Source organism: Vibrio chanodichtyis (assembly GCF_028863985.1).
Taxonomy (GTDB): Bacteria; Pseudomonadota; Gammaproteobacteria; order Enterobacterales; family Vibrionaceae; genus Vibrio; species Vibrio chanodichtyis.
Window position 1 is genome coordinate 254,474 of record NZ_JARBFT010000001.1, and the last position, 16,255, is coordinate 270,728.

15 protein-coding genes are annotated in these 16,255 nt (G+C 46.7%); 4 read left to right on the plus strand and 11 right to left on the minus strand.

The genetic code is table 11. The annotated features are described in order from the left end of the window. Window positions 1-2 precede the first annotated feature (2 nt). Genes lpxK through kdsB form a run of 3 tightly spaced genes read left to right on the plus strand, consistent with a single transcriptional unit; the run spans window position 3 to window position 1,928 of the window. Window positions 3-1,010, plus strand: coding sequence for a tetraacyldisaccharide 4'-kinase (gene lpxK / locus PUN32_RS01045; RefSeq protein WP_274721355.1), 1,008 nt, complete (start codon window positions 3-5; stop codon window positions 1,008-1,010). After that, on the plus strand, window positions 991-1,170 hold the full coding sequence (locus PUN32_RS01050) for a Trm112 family protein (RefSeq protein ID WP_274721356.1): 180 nt from the start codon (window positions 991-993) through the stop codon (window positions 1,168-1,170). Before lpxK ends, PUN32_RS01050 begins: the two co-directional genes overlap by 20 nt. Continuing rightward, on the plus strand, window positions 1,170-1,928 hold the full coding sequence (gene kdsB / locus PUN32_RS01055) for a 3-deoxy-manno-octulosonate cytidylyltransferase (protein ID WP_274721357.1): 759 nt from the start codon (window positions 1,170-1,172) through the stop codon (window positions 1,926-1,928). The genes PUN32_RS01050 and kdsB overlap by 1 nt, the downstream gene beginning before the upstream one ends. A 118-nt stretch (window positions 1,929-2,046) precedes the next feature. Here the strand turns inward: kdsB and PUN32_RS01060 are convergent, their stop codons facing one another. The 7 genes from PUN32_RS01060 to pflB all read right to left on the minus strand — a co-directional run bounded on the left by PUN32_RS01060 (window position 2,047) and on the right by pflB (window position 12,266). Further along, window positions 2,047-3,576: a SpoVR family protein gene (locus PUN32_RS01060; protein WP_274721358.1), complete on the minus strand. Its 1,530-nt coding sequence runs from the start codon at window positions 3,574-3,576 to the stop codon at window positions 2,047-2,049. Window positions 3,577-3,588: 12 nt separating this feature from the next. Beyond that, a complete protein-coding gene (locus PUN32_RS01065) occupies window positions 3,589-4,860 on the minus strand; it encodes a YeaH/YhbH family protein (protein WP_274721359.1) in 1,272 nt (423 codons plus the stop codon). Window positions 4,861-4,990: 130 nt separating this feature from the next. Beyond that, window positions 4,991-6,925, minus strand: coding sequence for a PrkA family serine protein kinase (locus PUN32_RS01070; protein WP_274721360.1), 1,935 nt, complete (start codon window positions 6,923-6,925; stop codon window positions 4,991-4,993). 259 nt (window positions 6,926-7,184) lie between these two features. Then, window positions 7,185-7,685: a YfbU family protein gene (locus PUN32_RS01075; RefSeq protein ID WP_274721361.1), complete on the minus strand. Its 501-nt coding sequence runs from the start codon at window positions 7,683-7,685 to the stop codon at window positions 7,185-7,187. A gap of 193 nt (window positions 7,686-7,878) precedes the next feature. Beyond that, window positions 7,879-8,619: a pyruvate formate lyase 1-activating protein gene (pflA, locus tag PUN32_RS01080; protein WP_274721362.1), complete on the minus strand. Its 741-nt coding sequence runs from the start codon at window positions 8,617-8,619 to the stop codon at window positions 7,879-7,881. Window positions 8,620-8,826: 207 nt separating this feature from the next. Beyond that, window positions 8,827-9,813: a lipid A deacylase LpxR family protein gene (locus tag PUN32_RS01085; protein WP_274721363.1), complete on the minus strand. Its 987-nt coding sequence runs from the start codon at window positions 9,811-9,813 to the stop codon at window positions 8,827-8,829. A 176-nt stretch (window positions 9,814-9,989) separates the two neighbouring features. Then, window positions 9,990-12,266: a formate C-acetyltransferase gene (pflB, locus tag PUN32_RS01090; RefSeq protein ID WP_274721364.1), complete on the minus strand. Its 2,277-nt coding sequence runs from the start codon at window positions 12,264-12,266 to the stop codon at window positions 9,990-9,992. Window positions 12,267-12,901: 635 nt separating this feature from the next. Between pflB and PUN32_RS01095 the strand changes: the two genes are divergently transcribed. After that, complete coding sequence (locus PUN32_RS01095) at window positions 12,902-13,675, plus strand: ABC transporter substrate-binding protein (RefSeq protein WP_274721365.1); 774 nt, start codon at window positions 12,902-12,904, stop codon at window positions 13,673-13,675. A 149-nt stretch (window positions 13,676-13,824) separates the two neighbouring features. On the opposite strand, the gene xthA is transcribed toward PUN32_RS01095, so the two are convergent. The 4 genes from xthA to PUN32_RS01115 all read right to left on the minus strand — a co-directional run bounded on the left by xthA (window position 13,825) and on the right by PUN32_RS01115 (window position 16,228). Next, window positions 13,825-14,631 (minus strand): exodeoxyribonuclease III, encoded by an 807-nt coding sequence (xthA, locus tag PUN32_RS01100; RefSeq protein ID WP_274721366.1) that lies wholly within the window; start codon window positions 14,629-14,631, stop codon window positions 13,825-13,827. Window positions 14,632-14,714: 83 nt separating this feature from the next. Continuing rightward, complete coding sequence (gene rsmS / locus PUN32_RS01105) at window positions 14,715-14,903, minus strand: pleiotropic regulatory protein RsmS (RefSeq protein ID WP_274721367.1); 189 nt, start codon at window positions 14,901-14,903, stop codon at window positions 14,715-14,717. Continuing rightward, window positions 14,904-15,455 carry a primosomal replication protein gene (locus PUN32_RS01110; protein ID WP_406707926.1) on the minus strand — a complete coding sequence of 184 codons (552 nt, stop codon included), beginning with the start codon at window positions 15,453-15,455 and terminating at the stop codon, window positions 14,904-14,906. Beyond that, the gene (locus tag PUN32_RS01115; RefSeq protein WP_274721369.1) at window positions 15,452-16,228 is read right to left on the minus strand and encodes a sulfite exporter TauE/SafE family protein; all 777 of its coding nucleotides are present in this window, start codon (window positions 16,226-16,228) and stop codon (window positions 15,452-15,454) included. The genes PUN32_RS01110 and PUN32_RS01115 overlap by 4 nt, the downstream gene beginning before the upstream one ends. Window positions 16,229-16,255 lie beyond the last annotated feature (27 nt).

Below are 16,255 nucleotides of genomic sequence, written 5' to 3' on the forward strand. Positions count from 1 at the left end.
CGGTGATTGAAAAAATTTGGTTTCAACGCCATCTGCTGAGTTACTTATTATGGCCACTGTTGTGGCCGTTAAGCTTGATATTCGCTGCGATCAGCCGCGCACGGCGTAACGCTTATCAAACTGGCCGTAAAGCCACTTTCCGAGCTCCGATCCCTGTGGTGGTGGTGGGTAATATTACCGCTGGCGGTAATGGTAAAACGCCAGTGGTGATTTGGTTAGTGGAAACGTTGCAAAAACTGGGTTATCGGCCGGGCGTCGTATCACGTGGTTATGGGGCGAAAGCGCCGAGTTACCCACTGCTGGTTAATCAGCACACACCGCCAGAGCATTGTGGTGATGAGCCAAAGCTGATCTTTCAACGCAGCGGCGCACCAGTGGCGGTGGATCCGGTACGTAGCCAAGCGGTACAAGCACTCGTGGCATGTGGAGTGAATATCATCATCAGTGATGATGGTTTACAGCATTATGCTTTGCAGCGCGATATTGAAATTGCCGTGGTTGATGGCGTGCGCCGTTTTGGTAATCAGCAGTTGATCCCGCTTGGGCCGCTGCGTGAACCGATTAGCCGGTTACAGCAAGTGGATTTTATTATTACCAACGGCGGTCGTGCGCAGCCCAATGAAATCGCTATGCACCTGCAGCCAGATTTGGCGGTTAACCTGCGCACCGGTGAGCGTTGCCCAGTCAACCAATTGACTCGTGTGTGCGCTATGGCTGGAATTGGTCACCCAACGCGATTTTTTAATACTTTACGGGCACTGAATGCGGATTTGTTGGTTTGCCAAGGGTTTGCGGATCACCACGCGTTTGATGCCACGCAGTTAAAGCAACTGGCACAACAGGGTGACCATCTGATCATGACGGAAAAAGATGCGGTTAAATGTGCTGGATTTGCACAAGCCAATTGGTGGTATTTGCCCGTTTCGGCTCAATTCGCTCCAGACATGGAGCTGCGTATTGTCGACAAAATTAAAGAGGTAATGGATTCATATGGATCACCGTCTGCTTGAAATAGTCGCTTGTCCAGTGTGTAAGGGTAAGCTGAGTTACGATAAAACTCGCCAAGAATTGATTTGTAAACTGGATCGTCTGGCTTATCAAATCAAACAAGGTATTCCGGTGCTGTTAGAGTCAGAAGCTCGTAGCATGAGTATGGATGAGGGACGCTAATGTCATTTACGGTTGTGATCCCAGCCCGCTATCAATCAACCCGTTTGCCGGGTAAGCCGCTGGCCGATATTGGTGGCAAGCCAATGATTCAATGGGTGTACCAGCAAGCGATGCAAGCGGGAGCTGAGCGAGTGATTATTGCCACTGACGATCAGCGGGTGGCTGATGTCGTGCAAGCGTTTGGTGGTGTAGTGTGTATGACCTCGCCTGATCATCAATCAGGTACCGAGCGATTGGCGGAAGTGGTTGAAAAAATGGCGATCCCTGCTGAGCACATTGTGGTTAATGTGCAAGGTGATGAGCCTTTGATCCCACCAGTGATTATCCGTCAAGTCGCGGACAACCTAGCTGCTTGCCATGCGCCCATGGCGACTCTGGCTGTGCAAATTGAGCAGCAAGCGGAAGTGTTTAATCCCAATGCGGTTAAGGTGGTGACTGATAAACACGGTTATGCGCTGTATTTTAGTCGCGCGACCATTCCTTGGGATCGCGATCATTTTGCCACGCCAGAGCCAACAATTGCACAGCCAGTGCTGCGCCACATTGGCATTTATGCTTATCGTGCGGGTTTCATCCACACCTACCTTCAGTGGCAACCTAGCCAATTGGAAAAAATTGAGAGCTTAGAGCAGCTGCGCGTACTTTGGCATGGTGAGAAAATTCATGTTGCAGTGGCCTTACAAGCGCCTCCGGCTGGCGTTGACACCCCAGAAGATTTGGCTTTAGTTCGGCAGATTGTCGCTCAGCAAGTTCACTGAGCGCCTGATCCGCGATAATACGTTGGTGATAGTCAGTAATGATTGACTGATTATCACCAAACTATCGACTACAAAACTACCAACTACAAAACCATCAGATCATCCAATCACCAAGCGGTTAAATCGGGCATTCAAAATGGCTCTTTTTCGGGCATGTCGCCAGCAGATCTCGACGCCCGCTCTCTTTAACTTCTTCGAGCTTAACCTCAAAGCCCCACAGCCGGTGCAAGTGTTTTAGTACCTCTTCATAGTTGGCTTCTAACGGGATGCGATTATGAGGCACATATTGTAAGGTTAAGGAGCGATCACCGCGAATATCGACGCTATACACTTGAATATTCGGCTCTAAGTTACTCAGATTGTATTGTGCCGCGAGCTTTTCACGGATCGCTTGATAGCCGAGTTCATCATGAATGGCACTGATTTCAATTTGATTCTTTCTATCGTCATCACAAACCGCGAACAGCTTAAAATCGCGGATCAGCTTGGGCGATAAGTATTGGCTGATAAAGCTCTCATCTTTAAAGTTACGCATCGCAAAATGCACCGCTTCTAACCAATCGCTGCCGGCTAATTTGGGAAACCAGCGTTGATCCTCCTCGGTTGGCTCTTCACAGATGCGTTTAATGTCACGAAACATCGCAAAGCCAAGTGCATAAGGGTTAATCCCATTGAAATAACGGCTGTTATAAGGTGGCTGTGCGACGACACTGGTATGGCTATGTAGAAACTCGAGCATGAAGCGGTCACTGAGTAAGCCTTCATCATACAGATGATTGAGCAGGGTATAGTGCCAAAAGGTCGCCCAACCTTCATTCATGACTTGGGTTTGTTTTTGCGGATAGAAATATTGGCTAATTTTACGCACGATACGCACAATTTCACGCTGCCAAGGTTCGAGTAATGGGGCATGTTTTTCAATAAAGTACAGAATGTTTTCTTGTGGTTCAGCCGGGAAGCGGTGCTGTTGTTCTGCGGTCACGTTTTTTTTCGGTACGGTACGCCACAGTGTATTAACCTGTGATTGCAGATAGTTTTCGCGCTCTTCTTGGCGTATTTTTTCTTCAGCGATGGAAATTTTTTCTGGCCGCTTATAGCGATCAACCCCATAGTTCATTAATGCATGACAAGAATCGAGTAGCGTTTCAACTTCCTCCACCCCGAATTTTTGTTCACATTCGGCGAGGTAATGTTTGGCAAACAGCAGATAATCGATAATCGAACTGGCATCCGTCCAAGTTTGGAACAGGTAGTTACCTTTGAAAAAAGAGTTATGCCCGTAGCAGGCATGTGCCATGACCAAGGCTTGCATGGTGATGGTGTTTTCTTCCATCAGATAGGCGATACACGGATCCGAGTTGATCACGATTTCGTAGGCTAAGCCCATTTGACCGTGTTGGTAATTTTGCTCGGTTTGGATGAATTTTTTACCAAATGACCAGTGATGATAATTAATCGGCATACCGATGCTGGAGTAAGCATCCATCATCTGCTCTGAGGTGATGATCTCAATCTGGTTTGGGTAAGTCTCTAAACGGTAAAGCTCTGCTACACGGCTGATCTGTTGGTGATAGCGCTCCAGCAGTTCAAATGTCCAATCCGGGCCATCTGGCAGTGGTTGGTGGTGCAGTGTCGCTTGGATGGTCATATTGCGCCCTCCCTACTCGTGTTCCTTTTGAAACAGCTCCCTAAACACCGGAAAAATATCATCGACACTACGAATATGTTTCATCGCAAAGTGACTGAAAGAGGGCTGCAATTTTTCATATTCGTGCCACAGCGTTTGGTGTGAACGGCGCGTGATTTCGATATAGGCATAATATTGGCAATCAGGCAGCAATTGGTTGGCCAGTAGCTCTTTACAGCGCGGCGAATCATCCGCCCAGTTATCGCCATCCGAAGCTTGTGCCCCATAAATATTCCACTGGTTAAGTGGGTAGCGCGCTTTAATGATCTCATTCATTAATTTCAAGGCACTGGAAACAATGGTTCCGCCAGTTTCTTGTGAGTAGAAAAAATCGTGTTCATTGACCTCTTTGGCTTGGGTATGGTGACGAATAAACACCACCTCGACATTGTCATAAGTGCGAGTTAGAAATAAGTAGAGCAGTACATAAAAGCGCTTAGCAATCTCTTTAGTCGCTTGATCCATGGAGCCTGAGACATCCATCAGCGAGAACATGACCGCTTGACTGGATGGGATCGGCCGCTTCTCATAGTTTTTAAAACGCAAATCAAAGGTATCGATAAAAGGCACGCTCTCGATTTTTTTACGCAGATCTTCAATCTGTTGTTTGATGTGCCTCTGTTCGATGATTTGTGGTGGTTCAAGGCGCTGGATTTCGGTTAATTGTTGTTGTAACTCATCAAGCAAACGGCGTTTGCTGGCAGTCATCGCTGTGCGACGGGCTAATGATTGTTGCAGTGAACGAACCACCGCAATGTTAGACGGTACACCGGCGGTTTTGAAACCGGCGCGATGGGTTTTCCACTCGGCGATTTTATTAGCGTGATTTTTTTTGAGGTTGGGTAGCGCTAAATCTTCAAACAAAATATCAAGATATTCATCTCTGGAGAGCTGGAAAATGAAATCATCGCTGCCTTGGCCATCAGCACTGGCATCGCCTTCCGCTGCACCGTTATTACCTTGGCCGGTTTTAGGACGCTCGATTTTATCACCGCGGATAAATTGGTCATTACCCGGATGCACCTGCTCACGCACACCACCTTTGCCTTGCTGAAACATCGGCTCTTTAATGTCGCGAGTTGGTATGGCAACGCCTTCACCGCTTTCGGTATTGGTGATTGAGCGGCGGTTAACCGCATCCGCGACTGACTCTTTGATCTGCTGCTTATAGCGACGTAAAAAGCGTTGCCGATTGACGGTACTTTTGTGCTTACCGTTTAGCCTTCTGTCGATAAATTGCGCCATGCACTGCTCCCTAATCACCGCCGCTCAATACAGAGATTGAGCCGATCTGGTGGTTGCCAATTTCCGATCTGCTATTTTTTGCAACCACTATGCTGGCTTGGTGAACGCCAAGCATAGCTGCCAATCGCACTTATGATGATTTACGTACTCGTAAATACCATTCAGACAATAAGCGAACTTGTTTTTCGGTGTAGCCTTTTTCCATCATGCGTGCCACGAAATCATCGTGTTTTTTCTGATCATCAGAAGAGGTTTTGGCATTAAACGAAATCACTGGCAGCAGATCTTCGGTATTGGAGAACATTTTTTTCTCGATCACCGTGCGCAATTTTTCGTAGCTGGTCCACAGTGGATTTTGACCATTATGGTTGGCGCGCGCGCGCAATACGAAGTTGACGATTTCGTTACGAAAATCTTTCGGGTTACTGATCCCGGCGGTTTTTTCAATTTTTTCTAATTCACTGTTCAGCGCTGAACGTTCAAATAGCTGACCGGTTTCCGGATCGCGATACTCTTGATCTTGGATCCAGAAATCGGCATAGGTGACATAGCGATCAAAAATATTTTGCCCATATTCAGAGTAGGACTCCAAATAGGCAGTTTGAATTTCTTTGCCGATAAACTCGACATAGCGCGGGATCAAATACCCTTTGAGAAATTCATGATAGCGATCAGCCGTTTCCGGCGCGAACTGTTCACGCTCTACTTGCTGCTCAATAACATAGAACAGATGCACTGGGTTGGCCGCGACTTCGGAATGGTCAAAGTTAAACACGCGCGATAGAATTTTGAACGCAAAGCGGGTCGAAAGGCCGGCCATCCCTTCATCCACCCCTGCATAATCACGGTATTCCTGATAGCTTTTGGCTTTGGGATCGGTGTCTTTTAGCGTTTCACCATCGTACACCCGCATTTTGGAAAATAATGATGAGTTTTCTGGGACTTTCAGACGTGACAGTACACTAAATTGCGCCAGTAGTTCGAGCGTGCTAGGCGCGCAAGGTGCTTGAGCTAGCTCACTGTGATCGAGCAATTTTTGGTAGATCTTCACCTCTTCTGATACACGCAGGCAGTAGGGCACTTTGACAATATAAACCCGATCGAGGAATGCTTCGTTGTTTTTATTGTGGCGGAAAGTTTGCCATTCCGATTCGTTGGAGTGGGCGAGGATCATACCATCAAAGGGTAATGCGGAAAGCCCTTCAGTGCCGTTATAATTCCCTTCTTGAGTTGCGGTGAGGAGCGGATGCAGCACTTTAATCGGCGCTTTGAACATCTCCACAAATTCCATTAACCCTTGATTGGCGCGGCACAGTGCGCCGGAGTAGCTATAAGCATCCGGATCATCTTGTGAGAAATGTTCCAGCTTGCGAATATCCACTTTGCCAACCAGTGACGAAATATCTTGGTTGTTTTCATCGCCCGGCTCGGTTTTGGCAATCGCGATTTGATCCAAAATCGATGGGCGTACTTTCACCACTCTGAACTGGGTAATATCACCACCAAATTCGTGCAGCCGTTTTGCCGCCCAGGGCGACATAATTGAGTGCAAATAGCGGCGTTCAATCCCGTATTCTTGCTTGAGTAGATCGCCATCTTCGTTGACATCAAACAGACTAAATGGGTGATCGTTGACTGGGCTACGCTGCCCATTGGCCGATAACACATAAATCGGCATTTGCTGCATCAAGGCTTTCAGCTTTTCGGCTAATGAAGATTTACCGCCACCGACTGGGCCTAACAAATAGAGGATTTGTTTACGCTCTTCTAAACCTTGTGCCGCATGTTTCAGGTAAGCCACAATCTGTTCGATCGCTTCTTCCATACCATAGAAATTTTCGAAGGTTTTATAACGTGCAATCACTCGATTAGAGAAAATACGGCTCAGGGTCGGGTGTTTAGAGGTATCGACCATGATTGGCTCACCAATGGCCATCAGTAAGCGCTCGGCGGCATTGGCATAAGCACTTTTGTTTTCTTTACACAGGGTCAGAAAATCTTGAATCGACAGATCTTCATCTTTGGCGGCTTCATAGCGAGCCTGAAAGTGTGAAAAAATACTCATTGTGTTTCCCCTTTGAAAATGTCGTCCCGACACAGCACAGCCATAAACCAATGCTTAACGTATTAAGCCTAGTTAGTGATTGACGGTTTTGCTTAATCAATCATTGATTAATTTCAATTGAGATCAGGATGAAACGGGTGAGTAAAGGCAAAGTAGGGGATTGAAAATTGGACTAATAAAAAGCTGGCATACTATGGCCAGCTTTAAAGTGGATTTCACGAGCTTGGTGTTAACGATGAGCCATTGCTTAGTGCTAGCCTTAAGCGTTGATAATTTGCCGCAGTTCATTGGCCGAGAGATGGTACTGACGCGGGCAGTCACGCCACGTGGTCAGCATACGTTGGTATTTAGCCAGCATCGGTACTTGGCTGTTGAAATGATGATCGCCTTTATCAAATTGAGGATATAAACCTTCCGAGTCGACTAAAAAGCGTACGTAGTGGGTGAGCTGCGCTTCGCTCGCCAAATCAAAACCGAGGAAAGTTAAGCGGCGCTGGTCTACTTCTTTGCGTGCTGCTTCATCGAGCATGCGGTTTGATTCCTGCATCGCATGATACATTTCCATTATATCGATAATTTGACGACATTCGCTTTCTGCTAGGCAACCGAACTCACGATTGAGTTCGCGCATTTGCAGTTCATAGCCACGTTCGACAATAGTTTGTAATCGCTGGTATTGATTGGCGTTACTTGGGTCGAGCTGTGACATCAGGAAATATTGATTCGATAGGATCAAACGTTGAGCGTTAGTCATTTCCATATAAGGCCTCACTTTAAATCAGAGTTATTATTTTGCTGAATTAAGGTTAACAGGATTGGTGTATTGTGAAATATGATCTGGCTACACTTTTGAGGGCGAAAGGGTAAAAAAAAGCCAATTGTTCACTACTGACGGGCAAAAAAATACCAACCAGATCGGTTGGTATGGCTGGAACAGTTTAGGTGATGTGAGATCAGTATTTGACGTTAGAGTGATACTGCTCAAGGATGGCGACTATACTATCCATTGTTTCTTTGCTGGGTGGATTGACCCCTTCCAGCGGGTATTCTTCACCCATCGCTTCCCATTTATGAGCGCCCAGCTTGTGGTAAGGCAATAGCTCTATCTTCTCGATATTTTCCATATCTTTAATAAATTCGCCAAGCTGGTGAGCTGATGCCGCATCATCGGTATAACCCGGAACTACGACATAACGTAGCCAGGTTTTTTGGCCAATCTGATGCAAATAGCGGGCAAAATCTAGAGTGCGTTTATTGGATACGCCAATCAGATCTTGGTGGATGTCATCATTCATCTGTTTGATATCGAGCATCACCAAATCGCTGACTTCCAGCACTTCATCAATGACCGGAGTGAATTTACGAATATGACCATTGGTATCTAAACAAGTGTGAATACCTTCGGCTTTGGCGGCGCGGAATAAATCACGCACAAACTCCGGTTGCAGCATCGCTTCGCCGCCGGAACAAGTAATACCCCCACCAGAGGCATTCATAAAATGGCGATAAGATTTGGCTTCTTGGATGATTTCCTCAACCGTGACTTCTTTGCCACTATGCGTGTCCCATGTGTCTCGGTTATGGCAATACTTACAGCGAAATAAGCACCCTTGTAGGAATACAATAAAGCGGATTCCTGGGCCATCAACAGTGCCACAAGATTCGAAAGAGTGGATTCGACCAATGGTAGACATGAGCGCTTCTCAGTTATGTTATTTGAGCGGCATTTTATTACAAATAGCAGGGATTAAATAGGCTTATCTCGCGGAGAGTTGCTCGCTTTACTAGCCGTAGCAAGGGCTCTCGCTCGATAAGCCAAATCTGTTCACGGCATATGAACCGCAACATATGATGCAAAGTGCCTGCCCGGTTAAGTCACGGGCAGGTGTGGATCATTCAGATTAGAAAAACGCATACAGCGTCACGCTGCCAGTACCGCTGATCGAATTTTGATCCTCTTTATATTCAGGGCTACTTGCGGTGAGAGTTAAGCTGGCGCCAAAACTGCGAGCGTACATGGCAAAGCCTGCGACAGCGGTGGTTTGCCATGGTTTCACATGCACTTGATAGTATTCAGCTGGCTGATCCAAATTATCCAGTGGTCGATTTCCCTCGATGGTTACATCGTTAAAACGGTAACGTGCTTTGATGCCGCTAAACACAAACCAACCTTGGTCGGATGCGCCAATCATACCGGGGGTAAATGGGTTTTCAGAGGAGATTTGTGCCGCACCAAAGTTGTTTTCTAAATCGCTACCCCAGCGCAGCATCAAGCCGGAAGAGAGATCACTGCGAAAATTGCCCACATTGACTTCTGAGATGTTAGCCAACTCGAATGTTGTGCCTGCCAATGCTGGGTAACGTCCCCAGTTGAAATGCGATCGGTAGCCTAAGCTGCCTACAAATTTGTCTTCGACTTGGTATTCCCAGCCATTCGGTTTATCCGAGTTGGTAATACTGTGCACGATTTTCTGGGCTTGTTCGGATAAGGAGCCATCGCCAGTTAAGCCTAAGGTTAGGTTGAAGCGCTGAGCTTGCTGTGGATGTAGGCTAAGATAATTAAATTCAGTATGCAGATAACCGGCATAAGGTCTTTCATTCGGTTGTGGTTCGATAAGCTCAATATCAGAGGGGGTCCACATTTTATGACCGAGAGAGAACTCCCATTTATCTAAGCTGCTCGCTCCCCACACGCTTAAGCTAAGTGGGCGAGCCCACCAATATGGGCTAATAGATCCTGAGGTGTAACTGAGAAAAAAACCATTGGTATAGTTTTGGTCAATCCCAAAAACACCATCATTATCGATGCTGAGGGAAAAAGTCGGCGTAGGTGCAGCGGCGGCATAAGTGCTGACCAGCAGCAAAGGCAAATAGCAAATCGATTTCATGATGTAGTGGACTATGTGTTGGAAAAATAAAACAAAAGCTGATGGATCATGAGCTATTGCGGGTAATAAACCTAGTAGAGAAGAGCACAAATGTGCGCTCAGATACACAATTTTTTACGTACGATGAAAAACAAAAAGCCCCGTTGCAACGGGGCTTTAGTTTAATTCGCTAAATCTTACAGAGACTCAGTGAAAGTACGCGCGATAACATCTTGCTGCTGTTCTGCAGTCAGAGAGTTAAAGCGAACTGCATAACCTGATACACGGATAGTCAGTTGTGGGTACTTTTCTGGGTGCTTAACAGCATCAAGCAGAGTGTCACGGTTTAGAACGTTAACGTTCAGGTGTTGACCACCTTCGATGCCAGTTTCATGATGGAAGTAACCATCCATCAGACCTGCTAGGTTAGCACGTTGTGCGCCCTCATCTTTACCCAGTGCATTTGGCACGATAGAGAAAGTATAAGAGATACCGTCTTTTGCATGAGCAAATGGCAGTTTACCAACAGAAGTCAAAGATGCTACTGCACCTTTTTCATCACGGCCGTGCATTGGGTTTGCGCCTGGTGCGAATGGTGCGCCAGCACGGCGACCGTCTGGTGTGTTACCTGTTTTCTTACCGTATACCACGTTTGATGTGATAGTCAGAATTGACTGAGTAGGAATCGCATTGCGGTAAGTTTTCAGTGAACGGATCTTGGTCATGAAACGCTCAACCAATTCACAAGCAATGTCATCTACGCGAGCATCGTTGTTACCAAATTTAGGGTAATCGCCTTCGATTGCGAAATCGATAGCTACACCATCTTCGTCACGAATTGGTTTCACTTTTGCGTACTTGATAGCAGACAGCGAGTCAGCTGCAACAGACAGACCTGCGATACCACATGCCATAGTACGACGTACATCACGGTCATGCAGCGCCATTAGAGCGGCTTCGTAGCTGTACTTGTCATGCATGAAATGGATAGCATTCAATGAAGTGACATATTGAGTGGCCAGCCAATCCATGAAGTGATCCAATTTGTCCCATACATCGTTGAAGTCAAGAACTTCGTCCATGATCTTAGGCATTTTTGGACCGACTTGGATTTTCAGTTTCTCATCCACACCACCGTTGATTACATACAGTAGAGTTTTTGCCAAGTTGGCACGAGCACCGAAGAATTGCATGTGTTTACCAATCACCATTGGTGATACACAACATGCGATCGCGTAGTCATCATTATCGAAGTCTGGACGCATCAAGTCATCGTTTTCGTACTGGATTGAAGATGTATCGATCGATACCTTCGCACAGAACTTCTTGAAGCCTTCAGGCAGTTTTTCAGACCACAGAACCGTGATGTTTGGCTCTGGAGATGGACCCATAGTGTACAGTGAGTTCAGGAAGCGGAAGTTAGAACGTGTTACCAGCGTACGACCATCCAGACCCATACCACCCATAGATTCGGTTGCCCAAATTGGGTCGCCAGAGAACAGCTCATCGTACTCAGGAGTACGTAGGAAACGAACCATACGCAGCTTCATTACGAAGTGGTCGATCATTTCTTGTGCATCAACTTCGGTGATCTTACCGGCTTTGATGTCGCGCTCAATGTACACGTCCAAGAACGTAGAAGTACGGCCAAGCGACATCGCTGCACCGTTTTGAGACTTAACAGCAGCTAGGTAGCCGAAGTAAGTCCACTGGATCGCTTCTTGCGCAGTTTCCGCAGGGCGAGAAATATCGTAACCATATTTCTGAGCCATGACTTTCATTTGGCCTAGCGCACGGTGTTGCTCTGCAATTTCTTCACGCAGTTGCATGGTCATGTGCAGATCTTCGCCAGTTTCGAATCTTTCCTGTAGAGACTTGAACTGAGCCAGTTTGTCTTTCATCAGGAAGTCGATACCGTACAGTGCAACACGACGGTAGTCACCGATGATACGACCACGACCGTATGCATCAGGCAGACCAGTCAGCACGCCAGATTTACGACAAGCCAGAATTTCTGGTGTGTAGATGTCGAAAACACCCGCGTTGTGGGTTTTACGGTATTCTGAGTAGATTTTTGAAATTTGTGGATCCAGTTCACGGCCGTAGGCTTTGCATGAACCTTCTACCATACGCACGCCGCCGTTAGGGATGATCGCGCGTTTTAGAGGAGCATCAGTTTGTAGACCAACGATTTTTTCTAGGTCTTTATTGATGTAACCAGCATCGTGAGCGGTGATGGTAGAGATAAGTGAAGTGTCGAAGTCAACAGGAGCGTGAGTTGAGTTTTCCTGTTTGATGCCAACCATCACTTTTTCCCAAAGCTTGTTAGTCGCTTCAGTACCTTCAGAAACTAGGAAAGATTCGTCGCCTTCATACGGTGTGTAGTTCTTTTGAATAAAATCACGAACGTTAACTTCGTTTTGCCAGTCACCTGCTGCAAAACCTTCCCAAGCGTTAGCAAATTGCTCTGCCATGACATACCTACCTTTATTAGTAGAAAAAACACGTACTGTTTTCGCTGTTGAGTCAGCTATCCCCGTAGGGCGCAGTACACTCTTCAATAACGATATCCAAATTCACTCTTTCATAGTTTGAATATGGATATTGCTATTAGTTCCAGCAACGCAGCTATTCTACACTAAAAAAAAATCGCAATCCTTAAACTAAATCAATAAAAGTTAAAAAATTAAAATAAAGTTTATTTGGTATCACTAAGATCGGTTTATCTATCGGCATCAATAATCAATGGTGATGATTGCAAGTGTCGACTTGTAGCACGAGTTAACAGCAAGCATAGCAATCAAATCCATCCTGCGCATCTCAGTTGGTGTACTACTTTGCACCCCAGATACGTACTCATTGCTCGTGTCCTAACTACGAGGGTTATAGGATTGAGCATTATAGGCAAGTCTGTGATTGGCGGCGAGTTTAGCGTGCTTACTCTGTGTATCGATTGATCTTGATCACTTTACTTATGTAAATGAATGATTCCTGATTATCATTATTAATATCAATAGGATAGTTTGATTTTATTTGTGTACTTAAAGTAGTGTATTTTATCTAGTCGCGCACTGTAACACAGTATCACCACCAACACAGGAATCTCGATATGAAAAAATGGTTAGTTGCCAGCGTATTAATGGTGGTGACTCTGAGTGGAGTCAGCCAAGCAAAACCATGGGCCACGCTACGCTTTGGTATTGAAGGGGCGTATCCTCCCTTTAGTTGGACTGCCGCTGATGGTTCACTACAAGGCTTTGATGTTGATATGGCGAATGCGCTGTGCGCTGAAATGCAGGTGGAGTGTAAAATCGTTGCTCAAGATTGGGATGGGATCATTCCAGCGCTGCTCGCACGCAAATACGACGCGATTATTGCCGCGATGTCGATAACCGAAGATCGTAAATTGAAAGTCGATTTTACTGATAAATATGCGCTGATCCCGAACAAGTTTATTGCTAAAAAAGGCACTAATCTATCGTTTAGCCGACAAGGTTTAAAAGGGGTGAAGATTGGGGTGCAACGAGCCACCACTCACGATAAGTATCTTACCGATAATTATGGCGATGTAGCAGAGATTGTGCGCTACGGATCTTCGGAGCAAGCTTACCGAGATTTGGCTAGCGGACGGATTGTGACGCTGTTGGGCGACGCTTCAGTATTAGAGGCGGTGCTCAATAAAGTGGGTGGCGATGGATATGAGTTTGTTGGCCCTGCTCTCACCGATGCTAGATGGTTTGGTGAGGGGTTTGGGATTGCCGTACGTAAACAAGATAAAGATTTAGCTCAGCAATTGAACGCGGCGATCAAGGCGCTGCGTGATAAGGGGATTTATCAGAAAATCCAAGCCAAATATTTCACCTACGATGTGTATGGTGAATAATTTCTGCTTCGCTCGGTTGCAATCGGTCAATATGCCTACCGCGATGCGAGGCGGTGAATCTCCCCCTGATTATGGCTCAATAGGGGGAGGGGAATCGCCAGTTGGTTAAGCGGTGATTAAGGGAGTTAAGCAGTGACTAAGGGTTGCTATTAACTAAAAGTGGCCCAAATCGGGGCGTGATCTGATGGCTTCTCAATGGCGCGCAGCTCATAGTCGATGCCAGCCTCTTGGCATGTCTCTGCCAGCGCTGGTGTAGCAAGGATCACATCAATACGTAGACCGCGGTTATCTTCAAAACCACGTGAACGGTAGTCAAACCATGAGAATTGATCATCCACCGTTGGATGCAGTTGACGGAAGGTATCGACTAAACCCCAATCTAATAAGGTTTGTAACCACTCACGCTCTTGTGGCTGGAAGGAACACTTACCAGTTTGTAACCAGCGCTTGCGGTTAGCTTCACCGATGCCGATATCCAGATCGAGAGGGCTGATGTTGATATCGCCCATCACCACTAAACGTTCGCTATTGCTGCGTTGTTCGCGCAAGTAGCCCATCAAATCACGATAGAACTGACGTTTATAAGGGAACTTAGTCTCATGCTCAATATTGTCACCTTGCGGGAAATAACCGTTAAGAATGGTGGTTTTATTACCCGCTTGGTCGGCAAATGTCGCCATAATCATCCGTTTTTGGTGATCTTCGCTGTCGGTTGGGAAACCTTTAATCACTTCCAGCGGGGTTTGTTTGCATAAAATCGCTACCCCATAATGGGCTTTTTGACCATGGAAATAGACTTGATAGCCCATCTCTTCCACCGCTTGACGAGGAAACGCCTCATCATGAACTTTAATTTCTTGCAAACCAATCACATCCGGCTGGTGCTTATCGATCAACGCTTGCAGTTGATGCAATCTGGCTCGCAGACCATTGATGTTGAAGCTAACGATTTTCATGGAGATTCCTTTTGATTGACTGGAGGGTGATGGTATCACCTCTATTTGAGAGCTCACCAGCGCTTGCGTAAGCGTGATATTAGCTAAATCGAATGTGGTTTTGGTGCTAATTTAGATTCTAAGTCATGCTTGACGATCTCAATCGCGGCCAGTGCGATATGTGGTGCAATGGCATGAGATTCCAATAAATAGATCAGATCAACCGCTAGTTTGATCTCATCGGCGGCTTCATTTAATGGAATAGATTGTAAAGGGGTAGATTGCGGCGACATTTAGGCTTTTCTCTCCTGCATGGTGATGCGTTGCTCAAGCTTGATTTTTGCCGCTTGGCAGCGGTTTAGCCGCTGCTCGGCGAGCAGCAATGCTTGTTGCGCGTTCATTTTTTGGATTGGGGGCGCTTGCGCCAGCAATAGCTCTTTATCACGCACCAGTTCCATCAGCCGACGTTCCCAATCCTGATGCTGCGCCAATTCTTGGTAAAGCGCATTAATGGGCTTTTTAAAATAACCGGTGGGCTTCGGCTCTTTACGGCGCACATTTTGGGTTGAAATCTCACGCTTAAGCGCCGCGATTTGTGCTAATAAACGTTCGGATAAATATTCAGCGCGTAGTGCGGTCAAACGGCCACTCTCTTTTTCGCGGATCAAGGCTTGCAAAGTGGCATAGGCTTCGGCAACACAAGGTGTCAACAGCTTACCATGACAATGAAACAGCACCGCATCAAATAATGGTTGGGTGTGTTCACCGCGTTGGCGATCCACATGTGCCGCAGAAGATTTGAGCTCGTTGAGCGCCTCATCCAGTTTGGTGTATTTATCGATCATGTTATCCACCATGCATCGTAAGCCAGTTTTGTGGCGAGCAAAGTCACCAGCACAATAAACAGTGGCCGAATAAAACGCGCGCCAAAACGAATGGCGGAATGCGCTCCGACCCATGCTCCCGCCATTAAGCAGATGCCCATGGTCAGGCCGAGTAACCAGTTAATATGGCCGAGCAGGGCAAATATCACCAGTGAGGAGAAGTTACTGGTAAAGTTCATCGCCTTAGCAAGTCCTGAAGCGAACAAAATATTAAAGCGGTATAGCGCCATTGAACTGACCGTCCAAAATGCGCCAGTGCCTGGCCCCGCTAAACCGTCATAAAAACCTAACCCGAGACCTTGTAAAATTTGTTTACGCTGCAATTTGGGGCAAGGTTGTGGGGTAGTGCTTTGCCGATTGGACTGCGGACGATGCCATACCGTATAGAGAGCGGCGGCTAAGATCAGTAATGGTAGCACTTTGGCGAGCCATTCGGTGCTGATCGCATCAACGGTTAGAGTGCCAATGATCGCGCCAAGTAAAGTGGCAATAAAAGCGCGTTTCCAACAAGCCGGAGCAAACAATTTTTGTCGATAGTAAGCCCACGCTGCGGTTGAAGAGGCAAATGTCGCTGCGAGTTTGTTGGTGCCTAATGCAAGGTGAGGAGGCAAACCGAGTGACAGCAGAGCCGGCACCGTCAGCATGCCACCGCCACCGGCGACCGCATCAATAAATCCGGCGATAAAAGCCACCAGAGCCAGCACCACTAGAGTGGTGGGTTCTATCCATTCCATCAAAAGCGCATCCTAAGTCGATGATTC

Excerpts from the sequence above, each read along its gene's own strand:
- PUN32_RS01050 (WP_274721356.1), top strand. The coding sequence starts at position 991 with ATGGATCACCGTCTGCTTGAAATAGTCGCTTGTCCAGTGTGTAAGGGT.
- kdsB (WP_274721357.1), top strand. The coding sequence starts at position 1,170 with ATGTCATTTACGGTTGTGATCCCAGCCCGCTATCAATCAACCCGTTTG.
- PUN32_RS01060 (WP_274721358.1), bottom strand. The coding sequence starts at position 3,576 with ATGACCATCCAAGCGACACTGCACCACCAACCACTGCCAGATGGCCCG.
- PUN32_RS01065 (WP_274721359.1), bottom strand. The coding sequence starts at position 4,860 with ATGGCGCAATTTATCGACAGAAGGCTAAACGGTAAGCACAAAAGTACC.
- PUN32_RS01070 (WP_274721360.1), bottom strand. The coding sequence starts at position 6,925 with ATGAGTATTTTTTCACACTTTCAGGCTCGCTATGAAGCCGCCAAAGAT.
- PUN32_RS01075 (WP_274721361.1), bottom strand. The coding sequence starts at position 7,685 with ATGGAAATGACTAACGCTCAACGTTTGATCCTATCGAATCAATATTTC.
- pflA (WP_274721362.1), bottom strand. The coding sequence starts at position 8,619 with ATGTCTACCATTGGTCGAATCCACTCTTTCGAATCTTGTGGCACTGTT.
- PUN32_RS01085 (WP_274721363.1), bottom strand. The coding sequence starts at position 9,813 with ATGAAATCGATTTGCTATTTGCCTTTGCTGCTGGTCAGCACTTATGCC.
- pflB (WP_274721364.1), bottom strand. The coding sequence starts at position 12,266 with ATGGCAGAGCAATTTGCTAACGCTTGGGAAGGTTTTGCAGCAGGTGAC.
- PUN32_RS01095 (WP_274721365.1), top strand. The coding sequence starts at position 12,902 with ATGAAAAAATGGTTAGTTGCCAGCGTATTAATGGTGGTGACTCTGAGT.
- xthA (WP_274721366.1), bottom strand. The coding sequence starts at position 14,631 with ATGAAAATCGTTAGCTTCAACATCAATGGTCTGCGAGCCAGATTGCAT.
- rsmS (WP_274721367.1), bottom strand. The coding sequence starts at position 14,903 with ATGTCGCCGCAATCTACCCCTTTACAATCTATTCCATTAAATGAAGCC.
- PUN32_RS01110 (WP_406707926.1), bottom strand. The coding sequence starts at position 15,455 with ATGATCGATAAATACACCAAACTGGATGAGGCGCTCAACGAGCTCAAA.
- PUN32_RS01115 (WP_274721369.1), bottom strand. The coding sequence starts at position 16,228 with ATGGAATGGATAGAACCCACCACTCTAGTGGTGCTGGCTCTGGTGGCT.